The organism is Flavobacterium calami (assembly GCF_038290035.1).
In the GTDB taxonomy this organism is placed as follows: Bacteria; Bacteroidota; Bacteroidia; order Flavobacteriales; family Flavobacteriaceae; genus Flavobacterium; species Flavobacterium calami.
In genome coordinates, this window is sequence record NZ_JBBYHS010000026.1 from 19,423 (window position 1) to 41,161 (window position 21,739).

The following is a 21,739-nucleotide window of genomic DNA, read 5'->3' on the forward strand; positions in this document are numbered from 1 at the left end:
AATTAAACACCTTTTTTATGAAACAAAAATTACTCTTATTTATGGTGTTTTGTTGTACCATGTTTGTACAGCAAAGCACGAACGCGCAAACGACACTCGCGCCGGGAGACATAGCTTTTATAGGCTATCAGACTAATGTGGGAACTGCTCCAAATAACCAGGATGGTTTCTCTTTTATTACCCTGAAAGATATTACCGCAACCACACTCGTGTATTTTACCGAGAAAGGATGGGATGGTGATGAGTGGGTAACCGGAGCTCCTAATGAGACACACCTGTTATGGAATGTGCCGGCATTTACCCCGGCAGGAACAATAGTTTCTATAGTTGAAACAGGCTCTGCTACAGATGCATTTACTGTTTCAGGAACAACTACAGCTTCAGTCACAATCGCATTGGGATCTGGTTTTAACCTTTCCGGAGGTGACCAAATGCTGGCTTATCAATCTACAACAGGTACTGAACCTGCTTCACCTACATTTATAACAGGTATACATGGAGATTATAATTCAACTGATTATGATGCTGTAACTACATGGAATATTGTATGGAACGGCACAAATGGTGCAAATGGCGGTAATGAAAGTGCATTGCCATCAGGTTTAACTAATGGAGTTAACTGTGTTTCATTATTCCCTGCTCCAGGCCCGGAAATTGCTAATAGTAAATATATTGGTACACTTACAGGTACTTCAGCTGCTTTATCAGCTGCTATCAATAACCCGGCAAACTGGAGCCACCATGCAACTAATGATTTAGGTATAACGCCATCAAGTTTCCCTACACCTTCAGTTACTTCTTTGGTTTTAGCCACAGTAACTACAACTGCAGCGATAAGCATTGGAGGAACTTCTGCTGTTTTAGCAGGTATCGTTACCAATAATGGTGGAGGTACAGTTACAGAACGTGGTATAGTATGGTCTACAACAGTTAACCCAACTACTGGCGATAATAAAGTAACTAATGGCTCCGGAACAGGAGTATTTAGCGGAACTGTAGGTAGTTTACCATCTTCTACGCTAATCCATTTTAGGGCTTATGCTATTAATGGCGCAGGAACAAGTTATGGAGCAGATCTTACTTTCACTACAGCTGCTGCTTTAAACACATCAATGACATCACAAACTAACATAGCATGTAATGGTGGAAACACTGGTGCTACTGCAGTAACAGCAACAGGAGGTGCCGGCGGATATACTTATTCATGGGCACCATCAGGAGGTACAGCAGCTACAGCTACTGGTCTTGTAGCAGGTTCTTATACAGTAACTATTACAGACGCTGTTGGTGCACAAATAACAAGAAACTTTACGCTTACACAACCAACTGCATTTACAGTTGGGACATCTCAAATGAATGTTTCTTGTAACGGAGGAACTAATGGTAGTGCTACTGTATCAGTATCAGGAGGAACAGGTCCTTATATTTATTCATGGTCTCCGTCAGGAGGAACAGCAGCTACAGCTTCAGGCTTAGCAGCAGGTAATTATACAGTAACTATTACAGATGCTAATGCCTGTACAATCACAAGAAACTTTACAATTACCCAGCCACCGGTGCTTAATGCTACTGCTGCAGCACAAACAAACATTGCGTGTAATGGTGGTGCTACAGGTAGCGCTACAGTTGCTGTAACAGGTGGTACACCAGGGTATACTTACTTATGGGCTCCAACTGGAGGTACTGCAGCAACAGCTTCAGGTTTAGTGGCAGGCACTTATACCGTAACTGTTACCGATGCTAATGGTTGTACCGATACTCAAAGCTTTACTATTACTCAACCTTCGGCTCTTACAGCTACATCATCTCAAACTAATACCTCTTGTAACGGAGGAGCTAATGGTGTTGCTTCAGTAACTGTATCTGGCGGTCAACCAAGTTATACCTACTCATGGTCTCCGTCTGGAGGTACAGCGGCTACGGCTACTGGTCTTGCAGCAGGTAATTATACAGTAACTATTACAGATGCTAATGCTTGTACAATCACAAGAAACTTTACAATTACCCAGCCACCGGTGCTTAATGCTACTGCTGCAGCACAAACAAACATTGCGTGTAATGGTGGTGCTACAGGTAGCGCTACAGTTGCAGTAACAGGCGGTACACCAGGATATACTTACTTATGGGCTCCAACTGGAGGTACTGCAGCAACAGCTTCGGGTTTAGTAGCAGGCACTTATACCGTAACTGTTACCGATGCTAATAGTTGTACCGATACTCAAAGCTTTACTATTACTCAACCTTCGGCTCTTACAGCTACATCATCTCAAACTAATACCTCTTGTAACGGAGGAGCTAATGGTGTTGCTTCAGTAACTGTATCTGGCGGTCAACCAGGTTATACCTACTCATGGTCTCCGTCAGGAGGTACAGCGGCTACGGCTACTGGTCTTGCAGCAGGTAATTATACAGTAACTATTACAGATGCTAATGCTTGTACAATCACAAGAAACTTTACAATTACCCAGCCACCGGTGCTTAATGCTACTGCTGCAGCACAAACAAACATTGCGTGTAATGGTGGTGCTACAGGTAGTGCTACAGTTGCTGTAACAGGCGGTACACCAGGGTATACTTACTTATGGGCTCCAACTGGAGGTACTGCAGCAACAGCTTCGGGTTTAGTAGCAGGCACTTATACCGTAACTGTTACCGATGCTAATGCTTGTACCGATACTCAAAGCTTTACTATTACACAACCTTCGGCTCTTACAGCTACATCATCACAAACTAATTTATCTTGTAACGGAGGAGCTAATGGTGTTGCTTCAGTAACTGTATCTGGTGGTCAACCAGGTTATACCTACTCATGGTCTCCATCTGGAGGTACAGCAGCTATGGCTACTGGTCTTACAGCAGGTAATTATACAGTAACTATTACAGATGCTAATGGTTGTACAATCACAAGAAACTTTACAATTACACAACCAGCTCCATTTACAATTGGCACTTCTCAAACTAACGTTTCTTGTAACGGAGGAGCTAATGGTAGTGCAGGAGTAACAGTTTCAGGAGCGACAGGTCCCTATACATATTCATGGGCTCCGTCTGGAGGTACAAATGCTACGGCTACAGGCCTGGTAGCAGGTAATTATACAGTAACTATTACTGATGCTAATGCTTGTACAATCACAAGAAACTTTACAATTACCCAGCCATCGGTGCTTAATGCAACTGCTTCGGCACAAACAAACATTGGGTGTAATGGTGGTGCTACAGGTAGTGCTACAGTTGCAGTAACAGGCGGTACACCAGGGTATACTTACTCTTGGGCTCCAACTGGAGGTACTGCAGCAACAGCTTCGGGTTTAGTGGCAGGCACTTATACCGTAACTATTACAGATGCTAATGGTTGTACCGATACTCAAAGCTTTACTATTACTCAACCAGCTATTATAAACACAAATGTATTATTAACTGGCAATACATTAACAGCTAATCAGACAGGAGCAAGCTACCAATGGATTAAATGTCCTGCCACTATCTTAATTGGTGAAAACGGACAATCATTCACTCCAACGGCTACTGGTTCTTATGCCGTTGTGGTAACAGTAGGAAGCTGCAGTATTATCTCACAATGTGTACTTGTAAGTAGTTTAGCGGATCCTGACATAGAAGAAAAATCTAAATTTGTAATATATCCTAATCCAAATAAGGGTATTGTAAACATTGAATCCGACCATGATGCTGATTTAAATATTACAAATCAATTGGGGCAAACTATCAAAACAACAAAAGTGACTTCTGATATAGTTAATACAATTAATCTTGAAAGTTATTCTGATGGAGTTTATTTTATTACAGAAAAGAAAGGCAGTAAGCTAATTACTCACAAAGTAATTCTGAAAAAATAATCAAAAAAGGTTTTATAATTCTTTTAAACTAAGAAAGGGGAAGATCAAATGATCCTCCCCTTTCTCTTTATTTCTAAATTTTAAAATTCATCAAATCTTAAAATGGAACATCACTGTCATCGTCGTCATCATTCAGATTACTTCCGAAAGCTTCATTCGCTGAAGGCAAATTTTTAGTTATAAACGGATTATCATCCAGATTCATTTTTGATGGTAAATCATCATAGCCTCCTGTAAATTCTTCCAAATTATCAAATTTACCTAAATGACCTAAGAATTTTAAACGAATATTCTCCAGACCACCGTTACGGTGCTTGGCTATAATAAACTCTGCCTGACCCGCTGTAGACGATTGTTCATCATCATCCCATTCTTCAATTTTATAATATTCAGGACGATAAATAAAAGATACAATATCGGCATCCTGCTCAATCGCTCCGGATTCACGAAGATCCGACAGTAAAGGACGTTTACTTGATCCACGGGTTTCAACGGCACGTGATAACTGAGAAAGTGCAATAACAGGCACATTTAACTCTTTTGCCAAGGCCTTTAGGTTTCGGGAAATAGTCGAGATTTCCTGCTCACGATTCCCACCTCCTTTACCACTTCCTCCTGCGGTCATTAACTGAAGGTAATCAATAATAATTAATTTAATTCCGTGCTGCGATGCCAAACGACGACATTTTGCACGTAAATCGAAGATTGAAAGTGAAGGTGTATCATCAATAAATAAAGGAGCTTTTTCTAAGTTTTTCACTTTAGTACTCAACTGCTCCCATTCGTGTTTTTCTAATTTACCTGTTCTCAATTTTTCAGAAGACAATCCTGTTTCAGAAGAAATAAGCCTTGTGATCAACTGAACCGAAGCCATCTCCAGAGAGAAAATCGCAACAGCATGACCAAACTGAATACTAACATTTCTAGCCATCGAAAGTACGAAAGCCGTTTTACCCATACCCGGACGGGCAGCGATAATAATTAAATCCGAAGGCTGCCATCCAGACGTTACCTCATCTAATTTTTCAAAACCTGTTGCAATACCGCTCAATCCTTCTTTACCAGCAATTTCTTCAATACGCTTTTTGGCCTGAAGCACCAAACTTTGTGCGGTTTCAGAACTACGTTTGATATTACCCTGTGTTACTTCATATAATTTAGATTCGGCTTTATCCAATAAATCAAATACGTCTGTGGTTTCATCATAAGATTCTTCGATAATTTCAGATGAAATTCGAATAAGACTTCTTTGAATGAATTTTTGAAGAATAATACGTGAGTGAAATTCAATGTGGGCAGAAGAAGCAATTTTTTGCGTAAGCTGAATCAGATAAAAATCACCTCCGGCTAATTCCAGCTTTCCGTTTTTCTTTAACTGTGTAGAAACTGTCAGCAAATCGATTGGCTGAGTTTCTGTAAAAAGCTGCAAAATCGCTTCAAAAATATGTTTGTGTGCGTCTTTATAAAAAGCGTCTGGCTGTAAAATATCAATTACATCATCTACCCCTTTTTTATCAATCATCATCGCACCAAGCACAGCTTCCTCCAAATCAATTACTTGTGGAGGGAGCTTGCCTTTTTCGAGATTGATTATTGTGGTTTTATCTACTTTAACAGGGTTTACATTTTTGAAATTTTCCATATAGCGAAAATAACAAAATTTAAAAAAATTTTGTTAGTGAGTTATAACTAATACGATGTTTATAAATAAGTTTTTTTGTTGATAACCAAAAAAAAATCCGAAACCACAGGGCTTCGGATTTTTAATCATACCTTATGAATTTACTCTTTAAACTCGCCCATATTACTGTATTTGTCCATTCTCTGGGCAATTAAGTCGGCTGTTGATAAGTCTTTCAATTCATTATATCCTTTGGTAATATATTCTGCAACTGTTTTAAAGGTAGTTTCTCTGTCATAATGTGCTCCACCTAGTGGTTCCGGAATTACATCATCAACTAATTTTTGTTTTTTCATGTCAGAAGAAGTCAGTTTCAAAGCTTCTGCTGCACGTTCTTTGTACTCCCAGCTTTTCCATAAAATAGAAGAGCATGATTCTGGAGAGATTACAGAATACCAGGTGTTTTCAAGCATATAAACTCTATCTCCAACACCAATTCCTAAAGCTCCTCCTGAAGCACCTTCACCGACAATAATTGTGATAATTGGCACCTGAAGACGAACCATTTCGAAAATGTTTCTGGCAATAGCTTCTCCCTGCCCTCTTTCTTCAGCCTCTAGTCCTGGATATGCACCTGGAGTATCTACCAAAGTCAAAACCGGAATCCCGAATTTCTCAGCCATCTTCATCAAACGCAAAGCTTTACGGTATCCTTCAGGGTTTGCCATACCAAAATTACGGTACTGACGTGTTTTTGTATTAAAACCTTTTTGCTGACCGATAATCATAAACGATTGCCCGTTTATTTTACCAAGTCCTCCAACCATTGCTTTGTCATCTTTAAATCCACGATCTCCATGAAGTTCTAAAAATGTTTCTCCACAAATGGCTCTGATATAATCTAAAGTATAAGGCCTGTTTGGATGTCTTGACAATTGTACACGCTGCCAGGCAGTAAGGTTTTTATATATTTCTTTTTTAGTCTCTACTAATTTTTTGTTGATTTCCTTGCACGTTGGCGTTACGTCAACGTCAGATTCTTTTCCAATAATAACACACTTTTCCAGCTGTTCTTCAAGTTCTTTAATTGGAAGCTCAAAATCTAAATATTCCATGGATTTTTGAATTTTGTTTTTAAATCGAACCGCAAATATAAAAATATTATATCATTGGCGAAGTTAATTGTTTATTTAAAGTATAAAATGCAACTTAAAAATAAGTAAAATATTACAGGTCTTGTTTCTTCTTCTGATAATGCTTGAAAACCCCGTTTAGAATCACTGTTATTATAATTATAACAGCGCCTATATAGAACTCAATACTCATTTTTTCTTTTCCTCCTAAGATAAAATAAGCCAGAACAATTCCGTAAACAGGCTCTAAATTAGTAGTCAACATTACTGTATAAGGTGTCAACCTCTGCATAACCTTTACGGAAGCTGTAAATGCATAAGCCGTACAAATCGAAGCTAAAATCAATAATAAAATCCAGTTATTCAAAGACAGTTTGAAGAAATCTACTGTAAATTTTCCCTGAAACAAAAAATAAATCGTAATAAAGAAAACTCCTGCACCAAACTCATAAAAAGTAATTACAGAAGGCTCATGATCCGAAATCAGTTTTCCGTTCATCAATGTAAATAAAACCCCAAGTATAATTGAAGCCAGAGCGAAATAAACTCCCGTAAGGTATTTGATTTCTACCTGAAGAATCAAGGCTAAACCTGCAATTATAACAAGACCGAAGAAAACTTCATACCATAATATCTTCCTTCCATAAAAAAGCGGCTCTAGTAATGAAGCAAAAAAAGCACCCAATGAAAATATTGAAAGCGTTATCGAAACATTTGAAATATGAATGGCTTTAAAAAAGAATATCCAATGCAGGGCAATCAGGAGCCCTACAAAAATGAGTTTAAAAAATTCTTTGACAGGAACCTGAAAAGATTGTTTTTTATAAATAATAAATCCTCCTAAAAAAATTAAGGCAAAAAGCATTCTGTACCAAACCAGATTTTCGGCATCAATAGTAATCAAAGCGCCCAGGATAGCTGTAAAACCCCATATAAAAACTATAAAATGAAGATTTAAATAGCTTTTTAGATTATCGTTTCGCATTGCGTAATAGGTAAATTGCCAAAGCTCCGAAAACAATGTTCGGGAACCAAACAGCTAAAAAAGGTGAGAAAGTAGATTTTTCGGCCAGAGTCCCGAAAATTTTATCAAAAAATACAAATGAAAAAGCAATTGCAATTCCTATAGCCAGATTGACCCCCATTCCGCCACGGCGCTTCATAGACGAAACCGCTACAGCAATAATCGTCAGAATAAAAGCAGAAACCGGAACACTGTATTTTTTATAAAGTACCACCAAATAAGTATTAATATTTCCGGAACCTCTTTTGCGCTCTTTATCAATAAAATCAATTAAATCGCCCAGAGAAAGTGTTTCTGCAATATAAACCACCGGAGTAAGATCGGCCAGTTCAAATTTAAACTTCATCTCTTTTTCAGGATTTTTCTCAATCACGTCATTCAGTTCTCCCAGTGTTCTTTTAGTAAAATCATACAAAATGTACTTTTTCTTTTTAGGATCCCATGTAATTCTGCTTGCTGTAATTTTGTATGTTAGTTTGTCTTTTTCGAAATGCTCCAGCGAAAAATTAAAGGCTGTTTTAGTTTCTTCATTAAAGCTATTTACAAAAATAAAATCATTATCATTAACCTGCCTGTAGACATTGGTGTTTTCACCACGCATAAGCTGTTTACCATTTCCTTTTAAATAGGTATATCTAAAATTATTAAATCCTTCGCTGGCAGCAGGAACAATAAAAAACCCCATTAAAAGCACAAAAACCGAAACGATAGAAGCTCCAATAATATAAGGTCTTAAAAAACGCGTAAACGAAATCCCGGAACTCAGAATTGCAATAATCTCCGTATTATTAGCCAGTTTGGAAGTAAACCAGATTACTGATAAAAACAAGAATATAGGAAAGAGTGAATTCGCAAAATAAACTGTAAAATTATAGTAATAAATAGCTATCTGCGTAAAAGGAATTTTGTTTTCCAGCATCTTATTCACCTTTTCAGAAACGTCAATTACAATTCCGATCGGAATAAATAAAAGAATCATCACTGAAAAAGTGACTAAATATCTTCTTAAGATGTATTTATCTATTATTGAAAGCATATAGTTTTATTGTTTCAAGTTTTTTTAGTTTCAGGTTTCAAGTTGTTGGATTTCGTCCTCTAAAGAACCTGAAACCTGAAACTTGAAACTTTAAATTCTTAAAGACGCTGACTCATATTTTTAACCATCATTTCTTTCCATGGTCTGAAATCTCCTGCTAAGATATGTTTTCTGGCTTCACGAACCAACCACATATAAAATCCAAGATTATGAATGGTAGCGATTTGCTTTCCTAAATATTCGTTGGCCGCAAACAAATGTCTCAAATATGCTTTGGTATATTCCGTATCCACAAAAGTATGTCCCATTTCGTCAATTGGAGAAAAATCAGCTTCCCATTTTTTATTCTTGATATTGATTGTACCGTTTGCTGTAAACAACATTCCGTTTCTGGCATTACGAGTTGGCATTACACAGTCAAACATATCAATTCCTAAAGCAATATTTTCCAATATATTTATAGGAGTTCCAACCCCCATTAAATAACGAGGTTTATCTTCCGGAAGAATTTCACAAACCACTTCTGTCATGGCATACATTTCCTCTGCAGGCTCTCCTACTGAAAGTCCGCCAATAGCATTTCCCTGCTGACCGGAATTCGCAATATATTCAGCCGACTGACGACGTAAATCTTTATAAGTGCTTCCCTGAACAATCGGAAAAAAGGTTTGTTCGTAACCATATTTATAAGGAACTTTCTCCAAATGATTAATACAGCGATCCAGCCATCTATGCGTCATGTGCATAGAACGCTGTGCGTATCTGTAATCGCAAGGATATGGCGTACATTCGTCAAAAGCCATAATAATATCGGCTCCAATAGTACGCTGAATTTCCATTACATTTTCAGGCGTAAAAAAATGGTAAGATCCATCGATGTGAGATTTGAATTTCACCCCTTCTTCCTTAATCTTTCTGTTAGAAGAAAGCGAATACACCTGATATCCGCCAGAGTCTGTCAAAATATTACGATCCCAATTCATGAATTTATGCAATCCTCCGGCCTTTTCAAGAATTTCTGTCTGCGGACGCAAATACAAATGATAGGTATTTCCGAGAATAATATCCGGATTAATATCGTCTTTCAATTCACGCTGATGCACCCCTTTTACAGAAGCCACCGTTCCAACAGGCATAAAAATAGGCGTTTCAATCACACCGTGATCTGTAGTAATACTTCCTGCTCTCGCTTTCGATTGCGGATCTTTTTGTAATAAATCAAACTTCATCTGTTTCTTTTTTCAGGGTGCAAAGATAGGTTAATTTGGAGAATTAGATAATTTGGCAATTAGAAAATTAGATAATGATTAACAACCTGAAGCCTCAGCCTAAAAAATTTGGAATTTGGAGTTTTGCATTTGGAGTTTTAAAATTGTTTTGGGCGTTCCCCAAGGGTCGGGCTATCCGCTATATTCCCGATTAACAAAAACTACGGCTAAAAAGCCTTGTTTTTCTAAATCGCGAGATGCCGCTTCTATCCCTAACGCAAGACCAGGATTTCCTATTATCAATAAAAATTAATGTAAAATTTACAACAATCACAATAGCAAAGTATAACGACACAAACAGTACCATTTTATAATTTTATAAGCCACATACAATTATTATCAACTAAACATTAGAAATCATGACAAATTCAGAAGATAAATTAGATCAAATAAAAGATGCTCAAATCGAAGAAAACATCGAAAGAAATCTGGACAACTTAGACTATCCTGCAGCCGAAGACATTTACAACCAGCAGGAAAACCTCGAAGAAATTGATCCCGAAGGCATCTCAGGAGAGAGAGTTATCATAAGTCAGCATGACCATGAGTGGAAACAAAACAGTGACAAACTAGGCAATGACTTAGACATTCCGGGCTCAGAACTTGATGACCAGCAGGAAGAAATCGGCTCTGAAGACGAAGAGAATAACTTTTACAGCGAAGGAGATACCGAATAAAACCTCCACACACATCAAAATTACAAAGTCCCTTTTGGGACTTTTTCGTTTTAATTTCGCTAAAAACAACAAAATAGAAATATCTTCTTTCGAAAATTTAAATCATTTCGGTTATTTTTTTAAGATTAATAAAAAAAGCACCAGAATTTCACAATTGCATCAAACTAAAGCAGAAAATCATTTGTCAGCCCGCAAAATAAAAATTACTTTTGCACCAGTTTAACTTTTACATATAAAATGAAGCCTAACACACAACAATTAAGCGATTTAACGATCCAGGTAAGAAGAGATATTCTTAGAATGGTACATGCTGTCAACTCAGGTCACCCAGGTGGTTCATTAGGTTGTACTGAATTTTTGGTAGCACTATACCAAAATATTATGGAACGTAAAGAAGGTTTTGATATGGACGGAATCGGAGAAGATCTTTTCTTCCTTTCAAATGGTCATATTTCACCTGTATTTTATAGCGTTTTGGCAAGAAGTGGTTATTTCCCTATTTCTGAGCTTGCTACTTTCAGATTATTAAATTCTCGTTTACAAGGACACCCAACAACTCACGAAGGATTACCAGGAGTTCGTATGGCTTCGGGATCATTAGGACAAGGTTTGTCTGTCGCTCTTGGTGCTGCACAGGCTAAAAAATTAAATGGTGACAATCATTTGGTTTATACTTTACACGGAGACGGCGAATTACAGGAAGGTCAAAACTGGGAAGCTATCATGTATGCTTCTGCAAAAAAAGTAGACAACCTTATTGCAACTGTTGACCTTAACGGAAAACAAATCGACGGAACTACTGACGAAGTTTTAGCAATGGGAAGCCTGCGTGCTAAATTTGAAGCATTCGACTGGGAAGTTATTGAAATTACCAAAGGAAACGACATCGAGTCTATCATTGGCGGAATGAACGAAGCAAAAGCAAGAACAGGAAAAGGAAAACCGGTTTGTGTATTACTTCATACCGAAATGGGTAACGGTGTAGATTATATGATGTACAGTCATGCATGGCATGGTAAAGCACCAAATGACGCACAGCTTGCAACTGCTTTGGAACAAAATTATAACACTGGAGGCAATTCAGATTATTAAATAAAGCTTTATGCCTTAAGCGGTGAGTCTAATTTATCGCCTAATGCCTATTGCGCACAGCAAAAAAATAAAAATGAAAAAATATACAAATACAGGAAGCAAAGATACCCGTTCAGGTTTTGGAGCGGGAATGACTGAATTAGGTCAGAAAAACGAAAAAGTTGTAGCATTATGTGCTGATTTGATTGGATCATTAAAATTTGATGAATTCAAAAAAAATCACCCGGAGCGTTTTTTCCAAATTGGAATTGCTGAAGCTAACATGATTGGAATAGCTGCAGGTTTAACAATTGGAGGAAAAATTCCGTTTACAGGAACTTTCGCCAACTTCTCTACAGGAAGAGTTTATGACCAGATTCGTCAATCTGTTGCTTACTCTGATAAAAATGTAAAAATATGTGCTTCTCACGCTGGTTTAACCTTAGGAGAAGACGGAGCTACTCACCAAATCCTTGAAGATATCGGATTAATGAAAATGTTGCCGGGAATGACTGTAATCAACACTTGCGATTACAACCAGACAAAAGCAGCAACTTTAGCATTAGCAGATCATCACGGTCCGGCATATTTACGTTTTGGACGTCCGGTTGTACCTAACTTTACTCCTGCTGACGAACCATTCGTAATTGGAAAAGCAATTATGCTGAATGAAGGAACAGATGTTACAATCGTTGCAACAGGTCACTTGGTTTGGGAAGCAATTGTAGCTGCCGAGGCTCTTGAAGCAAAAGGAATTTCTGCAGAAGTAATCAACATACATACTATCAAACCTTTGGACAAAGATGCTATTTTAAAATCTGTAGCTAAAACCAAATGTATTGTTACCGCCGAAGAACACAATTACCTTGGTGGTCTTGGAGAAAGCATTGCAGGCGTATTAGCCTTAAACAATCCTACTCCACAAGAATTTGTAGCAGTAAATGATAGTTTTGGTGAGTCTGGAACTCCTGAGCAATTAATGGAGAAATACAAACTAAACAATCAGGCGATTGTTGAAGCTGTAGAAAGAGTAATCAAAAGAAAATAATTTTAGATTTTCATATTCATAAAAAAACCTCGAAATTCACATTTCGAGGTTTTTTATTTTATTCCGATGTTTTTTATTTTTTCGCTGTTACAGTAGTAACTTTAGTCGTATTATGATCCTTATCAAGATGAATCTTTTTTCTTCCTGGCGTTTCATAATCATACACATTTTTAACCACACCATTAACTGTTTCAGTTCTCACAAAGGAAGGAATCCCTTTTGGTTCACTATTTAACGTTTCATCTATATTTGGCGTTGCCGGATCATCTAAAACTGTAAAAGGCTCAAACGGATAATAGCTACTTGGTCCAAAAGTACCTCCAACCTCAGTAGTTGGCTTTGTAATTTCTAAAAATGTTGTATACCCATCACCATCATCGTCTATATCCCAAAAATCTGCAACACCATCACCATCTGTATCATCAATTAAACTTGCCGGTGGATCTGCATATAACGTCTTATTGCGAAAATCATACACATAACCATCACCATTAATATCTTCATTAAAATCCAAAATACCATCTCCATCATGATCTAATCTTTGAATCGCATACAATTTAACACTAAAAACTAAAGGAGAATAAGCAGGAATACCTGTAGGACCTGATGAATAATAAGCCAATCCTGAAGGTAAAAACATAACCCCAGCTCCAAAATCACTATATGTTATTGTTCCATCAGCATTTACTGGATTTGCTTTACCTGCTTTAAACTTCGGAAAAATTTCCTTCCATCCATCTATAAGATTAACACCTGCATCTAAACTAAAAACTCTTCCTAAATTATCAGATGTATCAAAAACCGTCCCGTCTAGCAAATTCCCAACATAGGAAGCATTAATTCTGTCAAAATTACAAGGCGCTTCTCCGACTCCTTCATTTAATACCAAATAATACACTTTGTATGTAATATTATCATTATAAACATCTCTTGACTGTAAAGGATAAACTTTCTGATCCCAAATAGATGTTTGGGTACCGCCAGCCGGAATCTTGCTTATTTTTATATCAAAATTAGCGGTAACTTCTTCAATGTAATTTTCCTTTAGATATTTTTCAATCGCTTCGTTATCTGCCTTGGCTTGCTCTGAATAATCTCTTAACGGAACAGTTACCACATCATCATCATCGTCATTTTTATTACAGGAAACTATAGCTGCTACGGCAATTAGTAAAATAAAAAAATATTTAAATTTATTCATTATTGTGAATTTTTTAGGTGCGCAAGATACAATATTGATTTATTTTTGTAAAGAATTTAACTCCGAATTTAGAAAAATTATGAGAATAGACAAATACCTCTGGTGTGTAAGATATTACAAGACCCGAAATATGGTTACGGAGGCATGCAAAAAAAATCAGGTAACTGTAAACGGGCAAGTTGCTAAACCCTCGAAAGAAGTTTTTCCTACAGACCGTATTACATTCAGAAAAGATCAGATAACCCAGATCATAACCGTTCTTGACATTCCGGAAAGTCGTGTTGGAGCAAAATTGGTTGACATTTACCGTAAAAATGAAACTCCTCAGGAAGCGTACGCACACTTAAAGTTATTAAAACTCTCTAAAGAACACTACCGTAAAAGCGGTACGGGTCGACCAACCAAAAAAGACAGAAGAGACATCGATGAGTATGGAAATGAAATTTATGAAGAAGAAGATGAGGACGGAATTAATTGAGAAATTCCAAATTCCAAATTCTAAATTCTAAAACTAACAAAATAATTTAAGTCTCAATTTAAAATTAAACTCAATATTGGAATTTGGAATTTAAGTATTGAAATTTTTAATTTTAGTTATATTAGCAAAAAAAAATAAATCATGAGCAAAAACATCATCTTGACCAATCAGGAAATTGAACACAAAATAAAGCGAATCGCTTATCAGATTTACGAAACTTTTGTTGACGAAGAAGAGGTTGTAATTGCCGGTATAGCCACCAACGGATATGTTTTTGCCGAAAAAATTGCACAATCTTTAAATACTATTTCAACTTTAAAAATCACTTTATGTGAAGTTATCGTTGACAAGCAAAATCCTGAAACCCCTATCCATACTTCATTACCTGCCTCTGAATACTCAAATAAAGGTCTGGTACTTGTTGATGATGTACTGAACTCAGGAACTACATTAATATACGCTGTACGTCATTTTCTGGACGTTCCCTTAAAGAAATTCAAAACCGCAGTCCTTGTTGACAGAAATCACAAAAAATACCCTGTAAAAGCCGATTTCAAAGGAATTTCACTTTCTACATCCTTATTAGAGCATGTACAGGTTATTTTTGATGAAAATGGAGGCAATTACGCTTCCTTAAGCTAAAATATCCAAAATACCCTGAACCGTTTCTTCTATTGATTTATCATCAACAGAAACCTTATACTGGGCGTGGTTATAATAATAGCTTCTGTCAAATAAATGTTTTGCAATAAATTCTTTCATTTCTTCCTCGTTCATATTGGCAATTAATGGACGTTTGCTTTTATTATGCACTAATCTGTTGTACAAAGTATCTATTGATGCCTTTAAATAAACAGAAATAATATTATCTCCTTTTAATAATTCATGATTATTGGCATAACATGGTGTTCCACCACCTAAACCAATTATACTATTTTCTGAAGACTGAAGTAATTCTACAAACATTTCGTGTTCTAATTTTCGAAAATAAACCTCCCCATGCTTTTCAAAAATTTCATTTATGGATAAATTTGCTCTTTTTTCGATGCATTTATCCAAATCTAAAAATGGAATATTGGTAATTTTTGACAAATTTTGGGCAATTGTAGACTTTCCGCAACCCATATAACCTAATAAGACGATTTTTTTCATTGTAATAAAACCCTATAAACTAAGGCGTTGTAAAATTTGATTAAAAAAAGACAAATTTATAATAAATTTGCTTGCAATTAATAAAATAAACTCCTTATATTTGCACCCGCATTCAAGGAATTAAATGACTCGATAGCTCAGTCGGTAGAGCACATCACTTTTAATGATGGGGTCCTGGGTTCGAGCCCCAGTCGGGTCACAAATTTTGTGATAAACAAATTAAATTTCTTGAAAGCAATGACTCGATAGCTCAGTCGGTAGAGCACATCACTTTTAATGATGGGGTCCTGGGTTCGAGCCCCAGTCGGGTCACAAAAGGTCGAGTAATTTAGATTACTTGACCTTTTTTATTTTAGGCCATGTGGAGAAACGGTAGACTCGCCATCTTGAGGGGGTGGTGCTCGCAAGGGCGTGAGGGTTCAAATCCCTCCATGGTCACTAAAGTAAAAAGCGCAATCTTTAATTTTTAAAGAATTGCGCTTTTTACTTTTTTATATTCTGACATTTATTTCTCAGAGAAAATCTTTTCTTGTTCGATTAAATGATCTTCCCACTTTTCTTTTGGCAGTTCAGAGAATAACTCGATCAAATTATGCTCAGGATCTCTAAAATGTACCACTCTAATTCCCCATGCTGTCATATCTTTTGGGGAGGTTAAAAATTTCACCCCTTTATTCTGAAGTGAATTGTAAGTTTCGTCAACGCTCTCTACTTCTATAATGATTGCCATTTTGTCTTGTAAGGTTTCACTTTTATTCTCTTTTACATTGTTAATAGCAACATTCATTAATTCTGCTTTAAACAATGCAAGTCCTGATGAGATACCAATATTAAAACTGGCAAAATTATCTCCCGGATTTCCCCAGGTACACTCTAAGCCAAGAATTTCATTGTAAAAAGTAAAGCTTTTATCAAAGTCATTTACCAAAAGTCTAATGTTGTTCAATTTCATTTTGCTGTTTTTTTATCGATTTATAAATGCAAAACTACTTTTCGATTATCGTTGCCAATTGTAAAAATCGGTCGTTTTTATTTTCGAACAATTCGGTTGGGTTGTTTCCTGTTACTTTTTTCAGATCTTTTATAAAATGTGACTGATCAAAATAATTATGCTCGGGATAAAGCTGTCCTTCTTTGATGTGCTTAAAAGAAGCGTAACACTTTAAAATCTTGCAATATGATTTTAGAGAAACACCAAATCTCCCTTTAAAATAACGATTAATTTGCCGGCTTGTCCAGAAAACCTGTTTTGAATAATCTTCAACCGTCAATTCACCATTAGTTTGATACAATAAGGAGAAAAGCTTTTGTTTTCTACTGTCAGCTTCTTTTTGGTTATTCAAAATCGAAACCATTCTTTTATTCAGTTCATTTGTTACACTTTCTAAATCTTCAAATGAAGTTGTATCTAATCCCCAAAAACTGCTTTCTTTTATTTGTTCGCTATCACAAAATGACGAAATACTTTGTTGTACAATATAATCGGCAGCCAATAGTTTAAAACGAATTCCGAAAAGCTGAATATTGGGATCAATGGATATTTCTACTTGTTTGGTCCACAAGCCTGTTAATGAAATTTCTTCCTGCTGATGGTCATTAAATGAAACAATCAAATCAAAACAGCCGTCGGGCAGAATTGTAAAGTCTAGTTTCTGATCTGATGAATTATCGAACCACCAATAGTTCTTAACAAAATCACTTAGCGCTGCATCCGGCTGAAATTCTTTATAAATCATTTATTTTTTGCTTTTTTAGTTTGCAAGATCTGTCTTTGACGTATTTATCAATAATGTATTGGGTGACGGGTCTTAATGGTTTTTTATTTTCGGGATGTCTTCCGTGTGTATTAAAAAACTCTACGCTGTCGTTTACTTTCGTATACCAGATAACTGCTTCTCCGTTTTTAAAAAAAGTAGTGGTATCACAGACCTGAATTTTTCTAAGGTTAATTATTCTTTCATCCAAAGGCTCTGCAACATTGTAGGTTCCTATTTCCTGTATTTCTAAATCGCAGCTTACTTCTTCATAATGATCACCTGACCATTGCATGCATTCGTTTTTTTGTGCAAAGTAATAATAAACCAAAAGACCTAGAAAAGAAAGCATTCCTATTCCGACCCATTTATTCCATTTTATATAACCGTTCCTTTCTTTTGACTCATCTTTAAAACCTAAAAATAATTCTACTGGCTTAAGAACTTGTGTTGTATCAAGTTCTTTTGAAATATTTTCTTCTTTTGAAATTTCATGATCTATGATTAGGCTTTCTTCTTCATTGAATAGCGCTGTTTTGTCTAAATTTTCTTTCTGCCATGAATTTCTCTCATCATTTAATTTTTCTATTTGAATCGAATCTTCATTTTTAACTTCTTCACTTTCAATTTCAGACTCTTGAACTGTTTCTATTTCATCCCTCAGATCATTTTCCTCTTCTGCATTTTTCTGATTATTGGTATAATGCTTTTTAAACTTCCCAAAAGGTCTAAATTCAAAATCAACTAAAACTGCGGCAAAATTTATGGTATCAATTTTTGCTGGTTTGGTTTCTCTTCTAAAAAATCTTCCAAGTTTTTTAAAACTATTGGTATAACTGGGAGAAGTATTTTCATTTTCCCCATCAAACTCAAATTTAAAAAAATCATTATATACTGCTAAATCATCTTCTGATGCATTACCAGATTTAAAAATTTTCCAACATAAATCCCTCAGATTTGCTTGTGAAGGAGTACCTAAATAATTAGAATAAATACCGTCCTTTTCTTTCTCATATTTATTTCTAACTGCTTCTTTATAATCATCTTCATTTAAAGTATTGTTAAGCATAGGCATCTCTTTTATATTATTTTTTTTTCAGGTCAACTTAGGATTTCTCTGGACTTCTCAGGTCTTTATTGGATTTAAAAAGACTTTTTAGGACGTCCGGGAATTCCGTATCAATTCAGGTTTGCAATGGTTGTTACTTTGCCTCAGAATCAAGTTAACACTTTGATCTGCAGGTCTAAAACAAAAGTACAAAACTAGTTCAATTAAAAGTGCGGAAAACCGTAAGACGGACTTTATCCGGGAAGTATAAATAAAATTTTACTGTTCTACGCACTTCACTTCCCAACCAAAATTTGGTATTGAAACAAGATCCGGAAAAGTTCCGGACAGCAATACCCATGTCATTTTTTTAAATCCAAAAACATGAAAAATTTATTTTTATTGGGAGCGTTTGCGCTATTGTCAACTACTCTTTTTTCCTGTACAGCCGACGAAAATGAAATTCAGGCGAAAAAAGAAATTAAACCTAATCCTGTAACACCGGCATATGCAGACGGACCTGGTGACGATCCGTTATTTCCGCCGCCACCGCCACCGCCAAAAATTTAATCATTTAATCTTTCAATTTACAATTAATTAGTACATTCGGGGAAAGTCTGTTTTTATGCTGCGATCCCCGTTTTTTTGTTTGCTTGGTTTTGTGATGTTTTTTTTCTGTAAAGAAAAAACACAAACAAACATTGCTACAAACAAGACAACAATAAAAAAGGCAATTAGCTTTAGAGATAAAGGATTATTAAACTTTGAAAAGAAAAATTTCAACGTTGCTTTCTATAATTTCAATAAAGCTAAAATTATATCTGAAACTTTAAAAGACAGTGCCAATATCGTTTACAACCTTATCAGGATGGCTTCAATCCAGCAAATTACCGGAGATTATTACGGAAGTAAGCAAACATTAACGGAAGCATTGCCTTACATAAAGAAAAAAGATATAGTCAGCGCATCTGTTAATAATTTTTTTGGTATCGCAGATAAAGAACTTTCACTTTATGACGATGCAATTTACTATTATAATGAAGCTATAAAAGCCTGCACAGATTCTATATCAAAACAATCTCCTTTAAACAATATTGCTACTGTTTATATAGAGCAAAAGAAGTACGAAAAAGCCATCACTATTTTAGAATCTATTTTAAACTCAAAATTTTTAGACGCCACTACTCTCAAGATTAGCAAGTCCAGAGTCCAGGATAATTTGGGTTATGCCTATTTTAAAAAGGGAATAAATGATAAAGGGCTTTTATTAATGAATGAAAGTTTAAAAACAAGAAGTCTGCAAAATGATTCTTATGGAATTATTGAAAGCCATTTGCATCTGTCTGAATTTTACGTTAAAACCGACTCCAAAAAATCAAACGAACATGCTTTACAAGCTTACAAGTCAGCGACAAAACTTAATAGTATTGATGAGCGATTAAGGGCACTCCAATTTTTAATTTTAAATGATTTTAGCGAAAAGAACATTGAATATGCAAAAAAATACATTACACTAAATGACAGCATAATTAAGATTAGAAACAACTACAAAAATAAATTCGCCAAAATTAAATACGATTCAAAAAAAGAGAAGGATGAAAACCAGAAACTTCGATTAGAAAAAGCCGAAAACTCACTGGCACTTCAGAAAGCTAAATATCAAAGAATCTTTTTTATAATTGGGATTGCTTCCCTGTTCTTTTTGCTCTTTTATCTGAAAAAACGTTATGAAAACCGAAATAGAATTGAAAAAATAAAAATGGCATATGATACCGAAACCAGAATTGCCAAAGATATTCATGACGAACTGGCGAATGATGTTTTTTACGCTATCACTTATACACAAACCCAATCTTTAGCTTCCGAAAATAGTAAAGAAATGCTATTACAAAACCTCGACAACATTTATTCAAGGGTTCGCGGAATTTCCAGAGAGAATAATGATATTGATACCGGAGCAAATTATTCAGCTAATTTAAAAGAAATGTTTTCTGCCTATAATAGCAATAGTACAAATGTTATCATTACAAACATTGAAAAAGTAAATTGGGATTTGATTGAAGATTTAAAAAAGATTGCAATACAACGCGTATTGCATGAATTAATGGTTAACATGAAAAAACACAGTAATGCTTCTATTATCGTTGTAAAATTTGAAAGTGACTCACACAATTTATTTATTGATTACTCAGACAACGGAAAAGGCTGTGATAAATCAAAAATCATAAAAAATGGTCTTCAAAATATGGAAAACCGTATTATGGCCACAAAAGGAACGATTACTTTTGATACTGAACCCGATAAAGGTTTCAAAGTAAAAATAACAATGCCTAAATAAAAGCCTATGTTTAAAAAAGTAATAATTGCGGAGGATTTTGAAGAATTCAATCTAGCAGTCAAGCAAACTTTAAATGATTTCAACATTGTCAATTTTCAACATGCAAAATATTGCGATGATGCTTTACTAAAAATAAGAAAAGCTATTCAGGATAATGAACCATATGATTTATTAATTAGCGATCTTTCATTTAAAAAAGATCATCGTGAAGTAAAAATAATCAGTGGAGATGAACTAATTCAGAAAGTTCGTGAGATACAGCCCGATATAAAAATCATCGTCTACTCAATCGAAGACAAAGGAATTCGTATCAAATCACTTTTTGAAAATGCTGAAATTGATGCCTTTGTATTAAAAGGACGAAACAGTATCGAAGAACTAAAAAAAGCAATCAATATTATTTCGACTTCAGACCAAAAATTCATTTCTCCTGAAGTTGCTTCTGCGCTTCAGGAAAAAAACAACTACGAAATAGACGATGTAGATATTCAAATTCTAAAACATTTGTCTTCGGGTACTTCACAGGATGAAATCATAGAAATTTTTAAAAATTCAGACATTAAACCCAGTAGTAAAAGCGCTGTCGAAAAAAGACTTTCAAAACTCAAAGATTTTTTTAAAGCAAATAATACCGTTCATCTGGTTTCGATAACAAAAGATATGGGGATAATTTAGATTTCTCTTTACTTCATTTTTAAAGCTCCTTAGGGAGCTTTTTTTATGGCTTAAATTTAAAATTTTTCTGATTATGGTTTCCCGTAAAATACTGATTTAAAATGGTTTTAAGTTTGAATTATCAAAATAAATAACTAATTAAAACTTTTTAAATCATGAAAAATTATTATGTAAATCAAAATGCCCAACCAAATGGCGACCATGAAGTTCACACCGAAGATTGTATCTATTTACCATCAAAAAGAAAATATTTAGGTGCTTTTTCAGATTGTAAATCTGCTGTTGCCGAGGCTAAAAAAACTTACTCAAAATCAAATGGCTGCAAAACTTGTTGTAATGTATGTCATACCAGCTAATCTGT

20 protein-coding genes and 3 tRNA genes are annotated in these 21,739 nt (G+C 35.4%); 13 read left to right on the plus strand and 10 right to left on the minus strand.

The genetic code is table 11. The features are described 5' to 3' along the window. Positions 1-17 precede the first annotated feature (17 nt). The gene (locus AAEO57_RS19345; protein ID WP_341694679.1) at positions 18-3,854 is read left to right on the plus strand and encodes a T9SS type A sorting domain-containing protein; all 3,837 of its coding nucleotides are present in this window, start codon (positions 18-20) and stop codon (positions 3,852-3,854) included. A gap of 97 nt (positions 3,855-3,951) precedes the next feature. Here AAEO57_RS19345 and dnaB read toward each other — a convergent pair whose 3' ends face one another. The 5 genes from dnaB to tgt all read right to left on the minus strand — a co-directional run bounded on the left by dnaB (position 3,952) and on the right by tgt (position 9,897). Continuing rightward, positions 3,952-5,496 (minus strand): replicative DNA helicase, encoded by a 1,545-nt coding sequence (gene dnaB, locus AAEO57_RS19350; RefSeq protein WP_341694680.1) that lies wholly within the window; start codon positions 5,494-5,496, stop codon positions 3,952-3,954. A 140-nt stretch (positions 5,497-5,636) separates the two neighbouring features. Continuing rightward, positions 5,637-6,590 (minus strand): acetyl-CoA carboxylase carboxyltransferase subunit alpha, encoded by a 954-nt coding sequence (locus AAEO57_RS19355; protein ID WP_308070782.1) that lies wholly within the window; start codon positions 6,588-6,590, stop codon positions 5,637-5,639. 112 nt (positions 6,591-6,702) lie between these two features. Continuing rightward, entirely contained in the window at positions 6,703-7,593 is an 891-nt protein-coding gene (locus AAEO57_RS19360) for a DMT family transporter (RefSeq protein ID WP_341694681.1), read from the minus strand. Next, a complete protein-coding gene (locus tag AAEO57_RS19365; RefSeq protein WP_341694682.1) occupies positions 7,580-8,668 on the minus strand; it encodes an LptF/LptG family permease in 1,089 nt (362 codons plus the stop codon). Before AAEO57_RS19365 ends, AAEO57_RS19360 begins: the two co-directional genes overlap by 14 nt. A 98-nt stretch (positions 8,669-8,766) precedes the next feature. Continuing rightward, on the minus strand, positions 8,767-9,897 hold the full coding sequence (tgt, locus tag AAEO57_RS19370; RefSeq protein ID WP_035649585.1) for a tRNA guanosine(34) transglycosylase Tgt: 1,131 nt from the start codon (positions 9,895-9,897) through the stop codon (positions 8,767-8,769). A 398-nt stretch (positions 9,898-10,295) separates the two neighbouring features. Here tgt and AAEO57_RS19375 point away from each other — a divergent pair, with 398 nt between their 5' ends. The 3 genes from AAEO57_RS19375 to AAEO57_RS19385 all read left to right on the plus strand — a co-directional run bounded on the left by AAEO57_RS19375 (position 10,296) and on the right by AAEO57_RS19385 (position 12,732). Beyond that, complete coding sequence (locus AAEO57_RS19375) at positions 10,296-10,613, plus strand: hypothetical protein (RefSeq protein WP_341694683.1); 318 nt, start codon at positions 10,296-10,298, stop codon at positions 10,611-10,613. Between the two features lie 237 nt (positions 10,614-10,850). Then, a complete protein-coding gene (locus AAEO57_RS19380; RefSeq protein WP_341694684.1) occupies positions 10,851-11,705 on the plus strand; it encodes a transketolase in 855 nt (284 codons plus the stop codon). Between the two features lie 73 nt (positions 11,706-11,778). Further along, entirely contained in the window at positions 11,779-12,732 is a 954-nt protein-coding gene (locus tag AAEO57_RS19385) for a transketolase family protein (protein ID WP_341694685.1), read from the plus strand. A 73-nt stretch (positions 12,733-12,805) separates the two neighbouring features. On the opposite strand, the gene bamM is transcribed toward AAEO57_RS19385, so the two are convergent. Further along, the gene (gene bamM / locus AAEO57_RS19390) at positions 12,806-13,933 is read right to left on the minus strand and encodes a BamM family beta-barrel-assembly machinery protein (RefSeq protein ID WP_341694686.1); all 1,128 of its coding nucleotides are present in this window, start codon (positions 13,931-13,933) and stop codon (positions 12,806-12,808) included. 79 nt (positions 13,934-14,012) lie between these two features. On the opposite strand from bamM, the gene AAEO57_RS19395 reads away from it, so the two are divergent. Both AAEO57_RS19395 and AAEO57_RS19400 read left to right on the plus strand, forming a co-directional pair. Beyond that, the gene (locus AAEO57_RS19395; protein WP_341694687.1) at positions 14,013-14,411 is read left to right on the plus strand and encodes an RNA-binding S4 domain-containing protein; all 399 of its coding nucleotides are present in this window, start codon (positions 14,013-14,015) and stop codon (positions 14,409-14,411) included. A gap of 141 nt (positions 14,412-14,552) precedes the next feature. Next, a complete protein-coding gene (locus tag AAEO57_RS19400; protein ID WP_341694688.1) occupies positions 14,553-15,053 on the plus strand; it encodes a phosphoribosyltransferase domain-containing protein in 501 nt (166 codons plus the stop codon). Here the strand turns inward: AAEO57_RS19400 and AAEO57_RS19405 are convergent. Beyond that, positions 15,045-15,563 carry a shikimate kinase gene (locus AAEO57_RS19405; protein WP_341694689.1) on the minus strand — a complete coding sequence of 173 codons (519 nt, stop codon included), beginning with the start codon at positions 15,561-15,563 and terminating at the stop codon, positions 15,045-15,047. The two genes, AAEO57_RS19400 and AAEO57_RS19405, sit on opposite strands and share 9 nt — an antisense overlap. A 126-nt stretch (positions 15,564-15,689) precedes the next feature. Between AAEO57_RS19405 and AAEO57_RS19410 the strand changes: the two genes are divergently transcribed. From AAEO57_RS19410 to AAEO57_RS19420, 3 genes are all read left to right on the plus strand, one after another. Next, positions 15,690-15,762: transfer RNA gene (locus tag AAEO57_RS19410), tRNA-Lys, on the plus strand. 40 nt (positions 15,763-15,802) lie between these two features. Continuing rightward, positions 15,803-15,875, plus strand: a tRNA-Lys gene (locus AAEO57_RS19415). 43 nt (positions 15,876-15,918) lie between these two features. Beyond that, a tRNA-Leu gene (locus tag AAEO57_RS19420) sits at positions 15,919-16,001 on the plus strand. 67 nt (positions 16,002-16,068) lie between these two features. On the opposite strand, the gene AAEO57_RS19425 is transcribed toward AAEO57_RS19420, so the two are convergent. The 3 genes from AAEO57_RS19425 to AAEO57_RS19435 are packed head-to-tail and all read right to left on the minus strand — an operon-like array spanning position 16,069 to position 18,386. Further along, positions 16,069-16,515: a VOC family protein gene (locus tag AAEO57_RS19425; protein ID WP_341694690.1), complete on the minus strand. Its 447-nt coding sequence runs from the start codon at positions 16,513-16,515 to the stop codon at positions 16,069-16,071. 34 nt (positions 16,516-16,549) lie between these two features. Next, entirely contained in the window at positions 16,550-17,299 is a 750-nt protein-coding gene (locus tag AAEO57_RS19430) for a DUF6597 domain-containing transcriptional factor (protein ID WP_341694691.1), read from the minus strand. Then, positions 17,289-18,386: a hypothetical protein gene (locus AAEO57_RS19435; protein ID WP_341694692.1), complete on the minus strand. Its 1,098-nt coding sequence runs from the start codon at positions 18,384-18,386 to the stop codon at positions 17,289-17,291. Before AAEO57_RS19435 ends, AAEO57_RS19430 begins: the two co-directional genes overlap by 11 nt. Before the next feature lie 363 nt (positions 18,387-18,749). Here AAEO57_RS19435 and AAEO57_RS19440 point away from each other — a divergent pair, with 363 nt between their 5' ends. The 4 genes from AAEO57_RS19440 (at position 18,750) to AAEO57_RS19455 (ending at position 21,734) form a co-directional block, all read left to right on the plus strand. Further along, the gene (locus AAEO57_RS19440) at positions 18,750-18,935 is read left to right on the plus strand and encodes a hypothetical protein (protein ID WP_341694693.1); all 186 of its coding nucleotides are present in this window, start codon (positions 18,750-18,752) and stop codon (positions 18,933-18,935) included. 94 nt (positions 18,936-19,029) lie between these two features. After that, entirely contained in the window at positions 19,030-20,703 is a 1,674-nt protein-coding gene (locus tag AAEO57_RS19445; RefSeq protein WP_341694694.1) for a tetratricopeptide repeat-containing sensor histidine kinase, read from the plus strand. Positions 20,704-20,709: 6 nt separating this feature from the next. Beyond that, positions 20,710-21,378, plus strand: coding sequence for a response regulator (locus AAEO57_RS19450; RefSeq protein WP_341694695.1), 669 nt, complete (start codon positions 20,710-20,712; stop codon positions 21,376-21,378). A gap of 155 nt (positions 21,379-21,533) precedes the next feature. Then, on the plus strand, positions 21,534-21,734 hold the full coding sequence (locus AAEO57_RS19455; protein WP_341694696.1) for a hypothetical protein: 201 nt from the start codon (positions 21,534-21,536) through the stop codon (positions 21,732-21,734). Positions 21,735-21,739: the final 5 nt, after the last annotated feature.